This window comes from Jiangella endophytica (assembly GCF_003427025.1).
In the GTDB taxonomy this organism is placed as follows: Bacteria; Actinomycetota; Actinomycetes; order Jiangellales; family Jiangellaceae; genus Jiangella; species Jiangella endophytica.
The window spans coordinates 764,153-780,120 of record NZ_QVAI01000001.1 but is presented as its reverse complement, the minus strand read 5'-3'; the positions used below and the strand labels follow the sequence as shown (position 1 = coordinate 780,120).

The 15,968-nt window shown below is 71.2% G+C and carries 15 protein-coding genes and 1 other RNA gene; 5 read left to right on the top strand and 11 right to left on the bottom strand.

Going from position 1 to position 15,968, the window contains the following annotated elements; genetic code table 11:
• Positions 1-733: 733 nt before the first annotated feature.
• Positions 734-1,104: a transfer-messenger RNA gene (gene ssrA / locus DZA62_RS03475) on the bottom strand.
• A 54-nt stretch (positions 1,105-1,158) separates the two neighbouring features.
• Positions 1,159-1,329 carry a hypothetical protein gene (locus tag DZA62_RS35485; protein ID WP_157987441.1) on the bottom strand — a complete coding sequence of 57 codons (171 nt, stop codon included), beginning with the start codon at positions 1,327-1,329 and terminating at the stop codon, positions 1,159-1,161.
• Between the two features lie 339 nt (positions 1,330-1,668).
• On the opposite strand from DZA62_RS35485, the gene DZA62_RS03470 reads away from it, so the two are divergent.
• Positions 1,669-3,567: an acyl-CoA dehydrogenase family protein gene (locus DZA62_RS03470; RefSeq protein ID WP_116947337.1), complete on the top strand. Its 1,899-nt coding sequence runs from the start codon at positions 1,669-1,671 to the stop codon at positions 3,565-3,567.
• Here DZA62_RS03470 and DZA62_RS03465 read toward each other — a convergent pair.
• The 8 genes from DZA62_RS03465 to prfB all read right to left on the bottom strand — a co-directional run bounded on the left by DZA62_RS03465 (position 3,564) and on the right by prfB (position 11,257).
• The gene (locus DZA62_RS03465; RefSeq protein ID WP_116947336.1) at positions 3,564-4,052 is read right to left on the bottom strand and encodes a tetratricopeptide repeat protein; all 489 of its coding nucleotides are present in this window, start codon (positions 4,050-4,052) and stop codon (positions 3,564-3,566) included. The genes DZA62_RS03470 and DZA62_RS03465 overlap by 4 nt on opposite strands.
• 22 nt (positions 4,053-4,074) lie before the next feature.
• Positions 4,075-4,560, bottom strand: coding sequence for a hypothetical protein (locus DZA62_RS03460; protein ID WP_157987440.1), 486 nt, complete (start codon positions 4,558-4,560; stop codon positions 4,075-4,077).
• Positions 4,561-4,646: 86 nt separating this feature from the next.
• Positions 4,647-5,657: a DUF3048 domain-containing protein gene (locus DZA62_RS03455; protein ID WP_198663365.1), complete on the bottom strand. Its 1,011-nt coding sequence runs from the start codon at positions 5,655-5,657 to the stop codon at positions 4,647-4,649.
• Between the two features lie 7 nt (positions 5,658-5,664).
• Positions 5,665-6,138, bottom strand: coding sequence for an SsrA-binding protein SmpB (gene smpB / locus DZA62_RS03450; RefSeq protein WP_116947333.1), 474 nt, complete (start codon positions 6,136-6,138; stop codon positions 5,665-5,667).
• A 42-nt stretch (positions 6,139-6,180) separates the two neighbouring features.
• Positions 6,181-7,626: a M23 family metallopeptidase gene (locus tag DZA62_RS37135; protein WP_269813840.1), complete on the bottom strand. Its 1,446-nt coding sequence runs from the start codon at positions 7,624-7,626 to the stop codon at positions 6,181-6,183.
• Positions 7,627-8,297: 671 nt separating this feature from the next.
• Positions 8,298-9,203, bottom strand: a complete 906-nt coding sequence (gene ftsX / locus DZA62_RS03440; protein WP_116947332.1) for a permease-like cell division protein FtsX — start codon at positions 9,201-9,203, stop codon at positions 8,298-8,300.
• A 40-nt stretch (positions 9,204-9,243) separates the two neighbouring features.
• Positions 9,244-9,933 (bottom strand): cell division ATP-binding protein FtsE, encoded by a 690-nt coding sequence (ftsE, locus tag DZA62_RS03435; RefSeq protein WP_116947331.1) that lies wholly within the window; start codon positions 9,931-9,933, stop codon positions 9,244-9,246.
• Between the two features lie 205 nt (positions 9,934-10,138).
• A complete protein-coding gene (prfB, locus tag DZA62_RS03430) occupies positions 10,139-11,257 on the bottom strand; it encodes a peptide chain release factor 2 (protein ID WP_116947330.1) in 1,119 nt (372 codons plus the stop codon).
• A 282-nt stretch (positions 11,258-11,539) separates the two neighbouring features.
• Between prfB and DZA62_RS03425 the strand changes: the two genes are divergently transcribed.
• The 4 genes from DZA62_RS03425 to DZA62_RS03410 are packed head-to-tail and all read left to right on the top strand — an operon-like array spanning position 11,540 to position 15,109.
• A complete protein-coding gene (locus DZA62_RS03425; RefSeq protein ID WP_157987439.1) occupies positions 11,540-12,523 on the top strand; it encodes a C-terminal binding protein in 984 nt (327 codons plus the stop codon).
• The gene (locus DZA62_RS03420) at positions 12,520-13,734 is read left to right on the top strand and encodes a cytochrome P450 (RefSeq protein ID WP_198663364.1); all 1,215 of its coding nucleotides are present in this window, start codon (positions 12,520-12,522) and stop codon (positions 13,732-13,734) included. Before DZA62_RS03425 ends, DZA62_RS03420 begins: the two co-directional genes overlap by 4 nt.
• A gap of 47 nt (positions 13,735-13,781) precedes the next feature.
• A complete protein-coding gene (locus DZA62_RS03415) occupies positions 13,782-13,922 on the top strand; it encodes a ferredoxin (protein ID WP_408618073.1) in 141 nt (46 codons plus the stop codon).
• On the top strand, positions 13,919-15,109 hold the full coding sequence (locus DZA62_RS03410; RefSeq protein ID WP_116947327.1) for an NAD(P)/FAD-dependent oxidoreductase: 1,191 nt from the start codon (positions 13,919-13,921) through the stop codon (positions 15,107-15,109). Before DZA62_RS03415 ends, DZA62_RS03410 begins: the two co-directional genes overlap by 4 nt.
• On the opposite strand, the gene DZA62_RS03405 is transcribed toward DZA62_RS03410, so the two are convergent.
• The gene (locus tag DZA62_RS03405; protein WP_116947326.1) at positions 15,106-15,891 is read right to left on the bottom strand and encodes a TetR/AcrR family transcriptional regulator; all 786 of its coding nucleotides are present in this window, start codon (positions 15,889-15,891) and stop codon (positions 15,106-15,108) included. The two genes, DZA62_RS03410 and DZA62_RS03405, sit on opposite strands and share 4 nt — an antisense overlap.
• Positions 15,892-15,968: the final 77 nt, after the last annotated feature.

Genomic DNA, 15,968 nt, shown 5'->3' with positions numbered 1-15,968 from the left:
CTGGATGGCAGGCTAACGGCTGGGGATCGGATTGTCCCAGGGGTTCGCTCGGCGAGCGAACAGGTGTTCCAGGCTAGTGGCCGCCTACCTCCTGTGCGATATCGCTGACAGCGTCGTGGCGTGCACCGCAACCACGACGCAGCCAGCGAATCGCCGACGGTCGGCGAGGTCGTCGATGTGCGCGAGCTCGGCACGCGCCTCCCACGACCAGTCGTCGCAGTCTGACCGGGCCTCGCGACGCCAGAGTTCGCTGGAGGTGGAACCCACGGACGGCTGGTCCTGCCAAAGCCGGGTACCAGACAGTTGCCTGCAAGCGCAGCAACGCGCCGCCGAGACCCGTCCTGTGGAGACACCGATGCCCAGTCCTGATCGCCCTGAACCCATCCGGCGCCGAGGCCCACGACGCGAGGTCAAGATCCTGCCTCCGACCGTCATTCCCATGACCGACGAGCAGCGCGATGAAGCCGTGCGCGCCCTGGCAGCACTCCTCCTACCGGTCGTCCGCAAGCGTGAAGTCGCGACACGGACGAGGCGAGAAGAAGATGAGTGATCAACACCTCCAGACGACCCAGGCCGCCCGACTATTGCTATCGAGCCGGTTCGGATTCGCGATCCGGCGCCGACAGCGAGAGTGGTTCGTACCGGGCTGAGTCCGCTCAACGCGATCGGCACCCCCTCAGACCCGAAAACCAACTGGTCAACGGGCCCACAGGGGGTGCCGATGCTTCCACGTGTGTGGAGCTGCCGGGAATCGAACCCGGGTCCTTCGACGCTTCTCCAGGGCTTCTCCGGGCGCAGCCTGCTATGCCTCTACTTGGCTCCGGTGATCACACAGGCGAGTTCACCGTGACGAGCCCAGCCACGTAAGTGTCCCTACCGGTCCCGTGACCGTACCGGTCGGTGAGTCCCCTTAATGATGCCGAACACCGGGGCGGAGACATCCCCGGGTCGACAGACTTCCTACTCTGCCTCAGGCGGCGAGAGCGAAGTCAGTGCGCTTAGCGTTGGCACTTGTAACGTTTGCCGCGAGCGTTAACGAGATAACGCGGCCTCCTCGGCCCGCTTCCCCTGGTTCGACGAACGAAGTCGAAACCGCTCAGCCCCTCTGTAGTTGTCAACCCCCCGGGCGCACCCGAAGGTCCGACCAGGTTACATCGTTCAACGCCGGCCGGGCGAGCGAGATTCCCCGTCGGCGAGCACGTCGGCCAGGACGTCGGCCAGGACGTCGGCCGGGCCGAAGCCCCAGACGCCGGCGGCGGCGAGGTCGGGCGAGAGGCCGGAGCGGAACCAGAACGCCAGCCGCGGGTCGCCGGGCTCGCGCGGCAGCAAGGCTGCCTTGCGGTGCAGCTCACGCAGGTCGCGCGCGTCGACCGGGCCGGTGTGCCCCTTCGCCGACCGAGCAGGACGGCGCGGTCGCCGTCGTCGATGGCGTAGAGCGGCGGCGCACCCGGTGACGCACCGAGCGGCGTCTCGGCGCGGACGTAGCCGGCGCGCTGCAGCCGCAGCGCGGCCTCCCAGTCGTCGGGCCTGGACAGCTCCAGCAGCCGGCCGCGCTCGCCCAGTTGCTCGGCGGCCCGCGCGTACAACCGCCGGACAGTTAGCGCTTCGCGTTGCGACCGCTACCAGCGGGTAACATGGGGACACACGCCACCGACGAAGGAGGCGGGCATGACCACCCCCCAGCAGGTCGACGAGCGGGAGGCCAGGCGAGTCGCCGAGGCGGCCCGCGAGACGCGGTGGGACAAGCCGTCGTTCGCCAGAGAGCTGTATCTGGGCCGGTTCCGGCTCGACCTCATCCATCCGCATCCATCGCAGTCGCCCGACGACGAAGCCGCCACGGCGGCGTTCCTGCACCGGCTGCGCGGCGTCTGCGACGAGCTCGACGGCGCGGTCATCGAGCGCGAGTCGCTCATCCCGGACGAGTACGTCAAGGCGCTGGCACGGGCCGGCGTCTTCGGCATGAAGATCCCGCGCGAGTACGGCGGCGCCGGGCTCACCCAGGTCGGCTACAACCGCGCGCTCATGCTGCTCGGAGGCGTGCACCCGTCGATCGGCGCGCTGGTGTCGGCGCACCAGTCCATCGGCGTGCCGGAGCCGGTGAAACTGTTCGGCACCGAGGAACAGAAGCGCGCCTTCCTGCCGCGGTGCGCGGCCGGCGCCATCAGCGCGTTCCTGCTCACCGAGCCCGACGTCGGCTCCGACCCCGCTCGGCTCGCGGCCGAAGCCGTCCCGGTCGACGACGGGTACGAACTCAGCGGCACCAAGCTGTGGACCACCAACGGCGTCATCGCGGAGCTGCTGGTCGTCATGGCGCGGGTGCCCGAGCACGACGGCGGCAAGGGCGGCGTCACGGCGTTCGTCGTCGAGGCCGACTCCCCCGGCATCACCGTCGAGCACCGCAACGCCTTCATGGGGCTCAAGGGCATCGAGAACGGCGTCACCCGCCTCGACCACGTCCGGGTGCCCGCGCAGAACCGCATCGGCCGCGAGGGCGACGGCCTGCGCATCGCGCTGACCACGCTGAACACCGGCCGGCTGTCGATACCGGCGCTGTGCACGGCGGCGTCGAAATGGTGTCTGAAGATCGCCCGCGAGTGGTCGGCCGAACGCGTCCAGTGGGGCCGACCGGTCGGCCGGCACGCCGCCGTCGCGCACAAACTGTCCTACATCGCGGCCACGGCGTACGCGCAGGAGGCGGTCCTCGACCTCTCGGCACACCTGGCCGACGAAGGTCGTCGCGACATCCGCATCGAGGCGGCTCTGGCCAAGCTGTGGTGCAGCGAGACGGCGTGGCTGGTGGCCGACGAGCTGGTGCAGATCCGCGGCGGCCGCGGCTACGAGACCGCCGAGTCGCTGCGGGCCCGCGGCGAGCGCGCCGTCCCCGCCGAGCAGATCCTGCGCGACGTACGCATCAACCGCATCTTCGAGGGATCGACGGAGATCATGCACCTGCTGATCGCCCGCGAGGCCGTCGACGCCCACCTGCAGGCCGCCGGCGACGTCATCGACCCCGACGTCGCGCTGCCCGGCAAGGCGAAGGCGGCGGTCAGGGCCACCGGGTTCTACGCGAAGTGGCTGCCGCAGCTGGTCACCGGCGCCGGCCAGCTGCCGACGTCGTACCAGGACTTCGGCGTGCTGGCGCCGCACCTGCGCTACGTCGAGCGGGCGTCGCGGCGGCTGGCGCGGTCGACGTTCTACGCGATGGCCCGCTGGCAGGGCGGACTGGAGAAGAAGCAGGGCTTCCTCGGCCGCATCGTCGACATCGGCGCCGAGCTGTTCGCCATCGCGGCGTCGTGCGTGCGGGCACGGATGCTGCCCGAGTCCGGCGCCGTCCAGCTGGCCGACGTCTTCTCGCGGCAGGCGCGGCTGCGGGTCGAGCGGCTGTTCGACGCGCTGTGGCACAACACCGACGGCGCCGACGAGGCGCTCGCGAAGGCCGTGTTGGCCGGCGAGCACACCTGGTTCGAGGCCGACGTGCTCGACCAGAGCGAGGGCACCGGCCCCTGGATCGCGCAGTTCGCGCCGTCCGAGGAGCCGGCCGAGAACGTCGCCCGCCGCGCGTTCTAGGGATCGGCCAGTGCCTTCGCGTAGGCAGCCATCGAGCGCTGGTAGCGCGGGAGGTGCCGGGCCAGCGCGCCGACGGCGACGGAGACCGCCTCGCGCTCGCGGCCGGCATCGGTGAGCGCCAGCGCGAGCACGCAGCGGACGGCGTCGTCGAGGTGGTCCGAGCCGCGGCCCAGTTCCGCCGTGAGCAGGTCGATGCTCTCCTGCGGGCGGCCGAGGTTGCGGACGCTGCTGGCCAACTGGATCACCGCCCGGCGACGGCGCTCGCCGGGGAGCTCGCCGGTCAGCGCCGCACGGTAGAGCGGCTCGGCGAGGTCGGGCCGGCCGGTGGAGTCGTACGCGCAGGCCCGCTCGAACGCCGCGACGGGGTGACCGTCCGGCAGCTCCGCGGCGAGGCCACCGATGACCGCCCGGAACGCGTCCTCGTCGTACTCGTCGATGGACGCCCAGGCCGCGGCGACGCGTCGTTCCCAGTCCTCGTCGGTCATCGGGCCAGCCTGGCACAGCGCGTCAGGCGGAGCCCATCCGCACCGTCGGCGAGCAGTTGCGCAACCGGCCGTCCTTCTTCTCGCAGACCGTGAGGAGCACCATCCGGCCCTCGGCGAACTCGAAGTCGTACCTCTGGACGTCCGTCGGTCCTTCGTTGGGTCCGCTGTCGCGGTGCAGGTAGGAACGGAAGGTGCCGATGCCGTAGAGCCCGCCCTCGCACCAGCTGAACAGGGCGACGGTGCGCCACCCGTTCGACGCGGTGTCCGTGACCTCCAGGATCTCGCCACGCTCGTAGAAGGTCGCCGAGCCGGCGTTGTTCTTGGTGCTCTCGCTGATCCACGAGGGCCGGTCGCCCGGACTGACGTAACACAGCTCCGAGTCGCCCGGCCGCAGGCTCGTCGGGTACGCGGCCGCGCTGGCCGGGAAGATCGTGCCGACCAGGGCGATCGCGACACCCGCCAAGGCGAGGCGCCGCCGGAACCTGCCGGTCGATCGTCGCTGAGTCATGTGGTCCTCCAGCTCATGGGTCTGACGTGACGACCACGAGTGTCGAGGCGACCGCTTGCGCGGGACTTACCTCGCACTTTCGCGACTCAGCGCAGCGTCACCGAACCGGAGTCGGGGACCAGCTCGATCCATACCCGGCCCGGCGGCACGTGCAGCGGCGCGCCGGCGGCGTCGGCGAGCGTCAGCGGCGCCGCCACCGACTCCTTGGACCACGTGCCGTCGACCGCGGCGCCGGCGGTGAGCAGCGTCGCGGCGCCGGAACCGACGAGGACGGTCTCGGGGACCGGATTGCCGGCCGGATCCTCGTAGCCGGCGTCGCGGAGCGCGACCCGCAGCACCAGCACCGTCGCCGGGCCGAAGCGGTCGCCGCCGGCCGCGTGGTCGCCGTCGAGCACCCAGACGCCGTCGGACCACGTCCAGCTCGAGGTGCGGGCGGCGGAGAACGTCACCTCGGCGCCGCCGACCGGCCGGCCCGCGGGCGGCGTGCCCCACGGCAGGTACGCGCCGGTGGGGACGCCGGCACCCGCGGGCAGATCGGCCAACGCCTCGGCGGGGTCGAGCATGACGTTGTACGGCGCCGGCCGGCTGTGGTCGCGGGACAGGCCGTTGCCGCCGCCGGTGAGGACCGTCACGCCGGCCTTGTCGAGCGCGCGGAGCACCCGCTCCGCTCCACCGGACGCGACCAGCACGCCGCCGGCCGGCAGCGCGATGCCGGCATCGGTGGTGCGCACCGACCGAACCGGCCCGGCAACGGGCGGCATCGTCGACTGGAACAGTGCGGCCAGCCGGGTCAGCCCGCCCTCGACCAGCTCCTCGACCACGAGGTCGGCGGACGACAGCCCGAGCTGCGGCGCCGACGACGCGGTGTTGTCGATCTTCACGACCAGGGCCGGCTTCGCGGCGTCGGCGGCCGACGGTGCGGGCAGGCCGGTCAGCGGCCAGGCCGGCGCCGGTGTGGGCGTCGGCGTGGCGGTGGCCGAGGTGGGTGGCACGGACGGCGACGGCGCCGGGTTCGCCGTGCCGCCGCAACCGGCGACCAGCAGCACCCCCGCCAGGAGCAGGGCTGACACCGTCGGGACCCGCCGCCGCAGGCTCACCGCGGGCTCAGCGCTTGCGGCGAGCGTTGGCCATGGCGCGCTCGGCCTCGCGCTTGGCCTCACGCTCGGCCAGGGTGTGCCGTTTGTCGTAGGCCTTCTTGCCTCGGGCCAGCGCCAGCTCGATCTTCGCGTAGCCGTCCTTGAAGTACAGCGACAGCGGCACCAGCGTGAACCCGGTCTCGCGGGTCTTGCCGATCAACTTGCTGATCTCGTCCTTGCGCAGCAGCAGCTTGCGGGAGCGGCGCGGCGCGTGGTTGTTCCACGTGCCGAGGTCGTACTCGGGGATGTGCACGTTGCGCAGCCAGACCTCACCGTCGCGGACCTCGGCGAACCCGTCGACCAGCGACGCCTTGCCCGCCCGCAACGCCTTCACCTCGGTGCCGGTCAGGACGATGCCCGCCTCGTAGGTGTCGTCGATGTGGTAGTCGTGGCGGGCCTTGCGGTTCTGGGCCACCACGGTGCGTCCGCGCTCTCGTGCCATGCCCCAAGGATCGCACTTCCGGGGCCCTGGAGACGACTGCGTTTAGCTGCCGAGGTAGTTCATCGGGTTCACGCGCTCGCCGCCGACGTAGAGCATGAAGTGCAGGTGGCAGGCGGTCGAGCTGCCGGTCGTGCCGGAGTAGCCGATGATCTCGCCCTGCGAGACGCTCTCCCCGTCGCTGACGGCGAACCGCGAGAGATGGCTGTACGTCGACACCATCCGCCGGTGGCTGATGGCCACCTGGTTGCCGTAAGCGCCGCGGTAATAGGCCCACTCGACGGTGCCCGCGGCGGCCGCGCGGATCGGCGTGCCGCAGTAGGCCCGGAAGTCGGTGCCGTCATGCAGCTTGTAGATGCCGGTGACCGGGTGGACGCGCATGCCATAGGGCGACGTGACGTACGGGTTCGCGGTCGGGAAGGCCAGCGTGACGGATCCGCCACCGCCGCCGCCACCGCCGCCGCCACCGCCGCCGCCACCGCCGTTGCCACCGCCGCCGCCGTCGTCCTGCTCGGCCTGCTCCTGCTCGGCCTGCTCCTGCTCGGCCTGTTCCTGCTCGGCCTGCTCCTGCTGCCGGCGCTGGATCTCGGCGATCTCGGCCTCGATATGATCCCGCTCGGCCGCCCAGACCGCCGTTTGCTGCTGGTCCTCGACCTGCGCCGCCTGGGCCGCCGTCATGGCTCCGTCGCGGGCGGAGACGAGCTGATCGACCTCGGCCTTCGCCGCGGTGGCGGCGTCGTTGGCCGCCTGAGCCGTCGCTCGGGCCGCTTCGGCCTCCTGCTCGCGCTGCTCCGTCGTCTGCAGCGTCGCCGCGGCCTGCTGGCGGGCCTCTTCGGCCGCCGCCTCCAGGTCCTCGAGGACGACCCGCTCGTTGGCGAGCTCGACGCGGTCGTCCTTGAGGTCGGTCAGGATGGTGTTCTCGGCGGTCAGCACCGACGACGACGCCGCGGCGCGGGCCGCCAGCGCGTCCATGCTGTCCGCCTGCATGAGGATGGTGAGGCTGGCGAGGTCGGCGCCGACGCCGCGGGTGTACGCCTGCACGGCGACCTGGCTGATCGACGCCCGCTTGCCGTCGATCCGCTCCGTGACGTCGTCGATCTTGGCGACCTGGTCCTTCACCTTCTGCTCGGCCTCGGCCAGCTTCTTGGCCGCGGCCTCGTCGGCTGCCCGTGCCGCGGCGACCTCGCCGCGCGCGACCTCGAGCTCGTGTTCTGCCGTGGCCAGGCCCTGCTGAGCGGTGGCCAGGGTCGCCTCCGCGGCCGGCAACTGCGCCGACGCCGCCTGATAGGCCGCCGTAGCGTCGGCGAGCGCCTGGGTGGAGTGGGCGAGTTGGTCCTGGGCGTGCTCCAGGCTGTTCTGGGTGTCCTTCAGCCGGCGCTCCGCGTCCGACGTGGCCCAGGACTGGCTCAGACCGGTGCAGAGAACGCCGACGGTGACGGCGAGTACGGTCAGCCGTCGCGCCCACGACGTCTCTCTTGTCACAGCCTTCACAGCGGCCCCCTTCGCACCACTCGTGCAAGACCGTAACACCATTCACTCTGGCCGCGAAGCAGGCCGCGTTAACTACATGACTGTCATTTCCGCAGGCGAGCGCACAAGACGGGCATCTTTCGCGAATCGCCGGTGGCGCCGGATGCCGCCACCGGCGGCCCGTGGGGTCGGCTGGCGCGGCGCGTTCCCGGCGGGATCAGGACCCGCGTGCACAGCCGAACGGCGCGCCTCGTCCTCGCCCGGACGAGTCCCTCTTCGGACGACTCGCGGCTCGGTCGACGCCGCCATCAGCGCCTCCAGTGGAGGCCTCATGCGGGCCGGTCATCTTGGCAAGGTTCACCGCCCCGCAAACCGGGACGAGTCGGACGGCCAAGCGACACTGGACCTTGCCAAGGACGCGTCTGTGCAGCCGCGCCTCGAGCGGACTCTGGAGGCGCTTCGCGCCGACGACGGCCGCGTGACCCACGGCACCGCGGCCAGGAACGTGGCAGCCATCAGGGCGACGGGGCGAGTCTGGACAGGCCTCGGGCATCGCAGCCGCGGTCCCGATCCACCCGCCGGCCGCAATGATCTCGCGGAGCATCGCGAACTCCCGCCTCACCAGGAACGCATGCCTGGTGAAGCGGGAGAAGGCCTCATGACACGTGTCCGCCCATGATCAACGGGCGAGGCTAGACCCGCAGGTAGCGGCGGAGGGTGACGAACGACGCCAGCATCGAGAACAGCACGCCGGCCACCAGCAGCCATGGCGTGGCCGCCCAGACGTCGGCGCTGTCGACCCAGGACGTGAACTGGAGATTGGGCGCGATGAACCGGCCGACGATGAGCTCGACGCCCACGAAGAGGGCGATGATGCCCAGGACCGAGCCGAGCAGACCTGCGATCGCCGCTTCCAGGATGAACGGCAACTGGATGTAGAAGTTCGACGCGCCGACCAGGCGCATGATGCCGGTCTCGCGGCGGCGGTTGAACGCGGCCAGCCGGATCGTGTTGCCGATGAGCAGGACCGCCGCGACGATCTGGATGATGGTGATGGCGAACGCGACCAGCTGGAAGCCGTCGAGCGTCCGGAAGAGCGGTTCGAGCAGCTGCCGCTGGTCGGTGACCTCCTGCACGCCGGGCAGGCCGGACACCGCCGAGACGACGCCGTCGTACTGTTCGGGGTCCTGCAGGGCGACGCGGAACGACTCGGGGAGCTGGTCGGGCGTGATGATGCCGCCGATGTCGGAGTCGTCGAACTGCTCGCTGAACCGCTCGAACGCCTGCTCCTGGTTCTCGTAGAAGACCTCGTCGACCTCGGGGTGCGACTCCAGCGTCTGCCGGATGGTGTCGCGCTGCGCGTCGGTGACGGCACCGTCGGCGCACCCGGCCCCGGTGGAGTACTCGTTGCACATGAACACCGAGATCTCGATGCGGTCGTACCAGTAGCCCTTGGTGGTCTCGGCCTGGGACCGGATCAGCAGGCCCGCGCCCAGCATCGCGATGGAGATGGCCACCACGATGACGAGCGCGATGGTCATCGTCAGATTGCGGCGCAAGCCGGTCGTGATCTCGGACAGGACGTACTGGAAGCGCATGATTTCTTCCGGGTCGGCGGGTTCGGGACGAAGGGCGGCGTCAGCGGGTGTAGCCGTAGACGCCGCGCGACTGGTCGCGGACCAGCTTGCCGTGCTCGAGCTCGATGACGCGCTTGCGCATCTGGTCGACGATGGACTGGTCGTGCGTGGCCATGACGACGGTCGTGCCCGTGCGGTTGATGCGGTCGAGCAGCTTCATGATGCCGACGCTGGTGGCCGGGTCGAGGTTTCCGGTGGGCTCGTCGGCCAGCAGGATCAACGGCCGGTTGACGAACGCGCGGGCCACGGCGACGCGCTGCTGCTCACCACCGGACAACTGGTCGGGCAGCCGGTCCTCCTTGCCGTCGAGCCCGACGAGCTCGAGGACGGCGGGGACGTCGCGGTTGATCTGGCGGCGCGGCTTGCCGATGACCTGCAGCGCGAACGCGATGTTCTCGAACACCGTCTTGTTCGGCAGCAGCCGGAAGTCCTGGAAGACGGTGCCGATGCGGCGGCGCAGGTGCGGGACCTTCCAGTTCGACAGCCGGTGGAGGTCCTTGCCGGCGACGCGGATGCGGCCCGCCGTCGGCTTGTCCTCGCGCAGCGTCAGCCGGAGGAAGGTCGACTTTCCGGACCCGGACGGCCCGACGAGAAAGACGAACTCGCCCTTCTCGATCTCCAGGGTCAGGCTCTCGAGCGCTGCCTGGTTCTGCGTCGGGTACAACTTGCTGACGTTGTCGAAAAGGATCACGATGCCTCGCCGATGTGGATGTCAGACGCTCCTGCGATGGCCCTGACCGCCTGAAGCTCGTCTGTGAGTGTACGTCCGGTTGACACCGCACGCTGGGAGAACCAACGCGGCGTGGCGCCGCGAAGGTTCCCGTACGGCTGCAGGAGCGGCGCCGGCCGCGAGGTTCCGGCGGCGGCTGGTCCCACAGGGGAAAGGGGAATCGCGCTCACTGTTCCTCGGCCTGCTCCTGCTGCTTGCGCCAGCGGATGCCGGCCTCCAGGAAGTCGTCGATCTGCCCGTCGAACACGGCCTGCGGGTTGCCGACCTCGTGCTCGGTGCGCAGGTCTTTCACCATCTGGTACGGGTGGACGACGTAGGAACGCATCTGGTCGCCCCACGACGCCTTGACGTCGCCGGCGAGCTCCTTCTTCTGCGCCTGCTCCTCTTCGCGGCGCAGCAGCAGCAGCCGGGACTGCAGGACGCGCATGGCGGCCGCGCGGTTCTGGATCTGCGACTTCTCGTTCTGCATCGACACGACCAGGCCGGTCGGGAGGTGGGTGATGCGGACGGCGGAGTCAGTGGTGTTGACGCTCTGCCCGCCGGGACCGGACGACCGGAACACGTCGATGCGGATGTCGGTCTCGGGGATGTCGACGTGATCGGTGGTCTCGATCAGCGGGATGACCTCGACTGCCGCGAACGACGTCTGCCGACGGCCCTGGTTGTCGAACGGCGAGATGCGCACCAGCCGGTGCGTGCCCGCCTCGACGGACAGCGTGCCGTACGCGAACGGCGCCTTGACCTCGAACGTCGCCGACTTCAGGCCGGCCTCCTCCGCGTAGGAGGTGTCGAGGACCTCGGTCTTGTAGCCGTGCCGCTCGGCCCAGCGCAGGTACATGCGCAGCAGCATCTCGGCGAAGTCCGCGGCGTCGACGCCGCCGGCGCCGGACCGGATGGTGACGACCGCCTCGCGCTCGTCGTACTCGCCGGACAGCAGCGTGCGGATCTCGAGATCGGAGATCACCTTGCGGAGGTCGTCGATCTCGCGCTCGACCTCGGCCATCGCGTCGGCGTCGCCTTCGTCGCGGCCCAGCTCGACCATGACCGGAAGGTCCTCGATGCGCTGGCGCAGCTCGGTGACCTTGCGCAGCTCGGCCTGCAGATAGGACAGCTGGCTCGTGACCTGCTGCGCCTGCTCGACGTCGTCCCACAGGTCCGGCGCAGCAGCGTGCGCCTCGAGGTCGGTGATGCGCTCGCGCATCTTCTCCGGCTCGAGTACGTCCTCGATGCTGGCCAGGGTCTGCGAGAGTTCCGCGATCTCGGCGTCTACGTCACGTGCTGCCACGTCGCACAAGGGTACGCGCTGCAGCTGAGATTCCTGGCACGACGACGGCCGACCGGGTCCCCGACCTGGGCCGAAACAGCCAGGACGGCTGCAGTACGGGCGATGTTGCACACCGTTCCATGTTCGCCGCCGCTCGCGACACCGCCCACAAGAGCGCTGTCATCAGGCATGTCCGACCATCAATTCGAACCTTGACGCCCGATGGAGGCAACATTAGGTTGCGGTCATGGAACGACATGCCACGCCTGCGCGGGTGTCTCGGCGCGCCAGGACGGCACGACGGTGATCGCTGTCTGGGCGGCCGCATCGCCATTCCTCCCCGCCGCGCTGCGGACGCTCGAGCAGGCCGCCGCGCCGTACGTGGTCCTGCCGGACGAACCGGACGCGGCCGCACTCGCCGACGCCGCCGGTGCCGGTGCCCTGGTCGTCGGCGGCGCGCAGGTCTCGCGGGCGCTGCTCGCGTCGCTGCCCCGGCTCCGCCTGGTCGTGCGCGCGGGCGTCGGCACCGACCGGATCGACCTGGACGCGGCGACCGAGCTCGGCGTCATGGTCACCAACGTCGCCGACTACGCGACCGACGAGGTGGCCGACCACGCCGTCCTGCTGATGCTCGCCGCCACCCGCCGGCTCGCCCACTTCCAGGCGTCCACGCGGTCCGACTGGATCTCCGTCGACCGCCCGCCCGTCATGCGCCTGCGTGGCAGCCGCCTCGGCATCGTCGGGCTCGGCCGGATCGGCACGGCGATGGCCGTACGCGCGCACGCGCTGGGGATGACCGTCGCCGCCCACGACCCCTTCATCGGCCGCGAGTCCTTCGACCGCGCCGGAGTCCTGCCGGTCTCCCTCGGCGAGCTGCTGGCCACCAGCGACGTCATCAGCCTGCACGCACCGCTGACAGCGGGCAGCCACCACCTGCTCGACCGTCCCGCGTTCGCGCGGATGCGCCGGGCACCGGTGATCGTCAACACCGCTCGCGGCGGCCTCGTCGACACCGCCGCGCTCGCCGAGGCGCTCGACGCCGGCACCGTCCGGGCCGCCGGGCTGGACGTCCTGGAGGACGAGCTCGACATCACCCCGCAGGCCGCCCTTCTCGACCGGGCCGACGTCGTCGTCACCCCGCACGTCGCCTGGTACTCCCAGGGCTCGGAGGAGCAGTTGGGCACGACGGCGGCCCGGATCGCCCTCGACTTCGTCCAGCGCGGGGTCCGTCCGCACGTCCTGAATCCGGCAACGCGCACCGCACCGACCAGCGAGGTGACATCGTGACCCAGACCTCCGAGTCCCTGCCCACCTTTCCGATGACGCGGCCGACACCGTTCGACCCGCCCGAGGGATACGCCACCATCCGCGACGACGGCGGCCTGGCACAGGTGCGGCTGTGGGACGGCCGGACGGCGTGGCTGGCCACCGGCTACGACGCGGTGCGGTCGCTGCTGGCGGACCCGAGGATCAGCGCCGACCGCGGGCATCCGGGCTTCCCGTTCCCGACCGCCGGTCGCGAGGCGCTCGAGCGGTCCGGCCGCACCTTCATCACGATGGACCCGCCCGAGCACGGACGGCTGCGGCGGGTGTTCACCAGGTACTTCGCGGTCAAGCGCGTCGAGACCCTCCGGCCCATGGTCCAGCAGATCGTCGACGAGCTGGTGTCGGACCTGCTGGCGGCCGACCCACCCGCCGACCTCGTGCCGGCGCTGGCGTTGGAGGTGCCGGCGCGCACGATCTGCCGGGTGCTGGGGATGCCGTTCGAGGACCGTCATCGCATCCAGGCGCTCGACCACCGCCGGAACACGCTGACGACGCCGCCCGAGGAGGTCCTGCACGCGACCGAGGAGATGCTCGCCTACGCCGACGCGCTGATCGCCAGCAAGCAGCACGAGCCCGCCGACGACCTCGTCAGCGAGCTCGTCGCCGATCAGCTCGGCGGCGACACCGTCAGCCGGGAGGAGCTCATCGCGGCGGTCCGGCTCCTCATCACGGCGGGCCACGAGACCACGGCCAACATGATCGCGATGAGCATCGCCACCCTGCTGCGCCACCCGGAGCAGCTGCGCGAGCTGCGGGCCGACCCGTCGCTGGTGCCCGGCGCCGTCGAGGAACTGCTGCGCTACATCAGCATCTTCCACATCTCACCGACGCGCGTGGCGACGGAACGCATCGAGATCGGCGGTCATGTCATCGAGGCCGGTGACGGCGTCATCACGGCCGTCGCGGGCGCGAACCGCGACGCCGGCGCCTTCGCCGACGCGGACCGGTTCGACCTGCATCGCGAGGCGCGGCACCACGTCGCCTTCGGCTACGGCGTGCACCAGTGCCTCGGGCAGCCGCTGGCGCGGGTCGAGCTCCAGACCGTCATCGAGACCGTCCTCCGCCGCATCCCGTCGCTGCGCCTGGCCGCGGACGACGACTCCCTGTCGATCAAGGAGTACGCGTTCCTGAGTCTCACCGCGCTGCCGGTGACCTGGGAGGAGCAGCCGTGAAGATCATCGTCGAGATCGACCGCTGCGTCGGCGGCGGGCAGTGCGTCATGGCCGCCCCCGACGTCTTCGACCAGGACGACGACGGGCTCGCCGTCCTGCTCGACACCGACCCTCCGGCCGGACTGACCGACGACGTCCAGCTCGCCGCCCGGCTCTGCCCGGCGCGCGCGATCCTGGTCGAGGCGTGACGGCGCCGCCGCGGCGCATCGTCGTCGTCGGCGCCTCGGCGGCCGGCCTGACGGCGGCGGAGTCACTGCGGGCCGACGGGTTCGACGGCGACGTCGTCGTGATCGGCGCCGAACCCCACCTCGGCTACGACCGGCCGCCACTGTCGAAGCAGCTGCTCTCCGGGGCGTGGGAGGCGGACCGGCTCGAGCTGCTCCCCCGTCATCGGTACGACGAACTGGGCATCGCCTGCCACCTGGGCGTGGCGGCGACGGCCCTCGACCCGGCCGGGCGGACGGTGCGCGCCGGCGGCGCCGACGTCGCCTACGACCGGCTGCTGATCGCCACCGGCGTGCGCCCGCGCACGTGGCCGGGGACGGACGGGCTGCGCGGCGTCCACGTCCTGCGGACCATCGACGACACCCTCGCCTTCAAGGAGGCGGCGCATGCCGCCGGGCGAGTGGTCGTGATCGGCGCCGGGTTCCTCGGGGCGGAGGCGGCCGCGACGCTGCGCGGCCTGGGCATCCCCGTCACCCTCGTCGGCCCCGCGCCCGCACCCATGGTCCGTCAGGTCGGGCCGGACGTGGCGCGTCTGCTCGGGGAGCTGCACGCCGAGCACGACGTCGACCTCCGCCTGGGCGTCACGGTGCGGGGCATCGACCACGACGACGGCCGGGTCACCGGGGTGCGGCTCGCCGGCGGCACGTCGCTGAGCACGACCTGCGTGCTGGTGGCGATCGGCACCGCCCCGGCGACCGGCTGGCTCGACGGCAGCGGGCTCGACCTCGCCGACGGCGTCGGGTGCGACGCCATGTGCCAGGCCGGACCGGGGGTGTTCGCCGCCGGTGACGTCGCCCGTTGGTTCCACCGCACGCACGGCACGAGACTGCGGATCGAGCACCGGACCAACGCCACCGAACAGGCGATGGCGGCGGCGCGGGCCATGCTGGGCGCGGGGCAGCCGTACGAACCGGTGCCGTACTTCTGGAGCGACCAGTACGACACCAAGATCCAGGCCTACGGCCAGACCGCCGGGGCCGACCGGTTCGCGGTGCTCAGCGGATCGCTGGAGGAACGGCGGTTCGTCGCGGTCTACGGACGGGGCGAGCGGGTCGTCGGCGTGCTCGGCTGGCGGTCGCCGCGGGAGCTGCTGCGGGCGCGGGCGCTGGTCGCCGGCGCCGTCCCCTGGCAGGACGCACTCGCGGCCTAGTCGTCGCTCAGTCGGGGCAGGCCACCGGGCTCGGGCAGGCCGGCGACCCTGGCGACCAGCCGGATGCTGGACTCGAAAACGGCGTCGCGCACCTCGTCGGGCAGCCAGTCGAGGTGCCCGTAGGCCTCGAGGCTGGTGAAGCCGTGCATGCTCGCCCAGCAGTGCAGCATGGCCTGGAACGTCTCCGGCGGCACCGGCGGGCCATCGATGGGGGTGTCCTTCACCTTGTGGTGCTCCGCGAGCATGCGGGTGATGCTGCCGTCGTCGTCGGTGAGCATGGGTCGACGGAGGACGCCGGCCTGGATGGCCTCGTAGAACAGCGACTTGAGCTGCGCCATCGCGCGCTTCGCCGCCTCCGACGTCGGCCCCTCCTCGGGAGCGTGGTAGCCCGGCACCGGCAGGCCGAGGATCAGCGCGAACCGCTGCGGCTCCTCGCGCGCCCAGCGGCGATAGGACTGCGCGACCGCGGCGAAGCGGCCGCCGGGATCGTCGACGGGAATCTGGTCGCGCGCCTCCGCGACGGCATCGCCGAGGTCGTCGTAGGCGTCGACGATGAGCGCGGTGAGCAGCTCGTCGCGGTCGGCGAAGTAGCGGTACAGCGCCGGCGCCGTCATGCCCATGAGCCGCGCGATGTCGGAGAACCGGAAGTCGGTGGTGCCCTGCTCGCGCATCAGGCCCATCGCGGTCTGCTTGATCTCCTCGATGGTCGCGGCGCGAGCGCGCTCGCGCCGCGACGGCGGTCGCTCCGGTTCGCGACCGGGCTGCGGGATCTGACCGACCATCTGCGCCCACCTCCTTGTGATGTCACGACGGCGGCAATGCGTGAAGCACTTTCACAGATGTGAAGCCTCTTGACAAG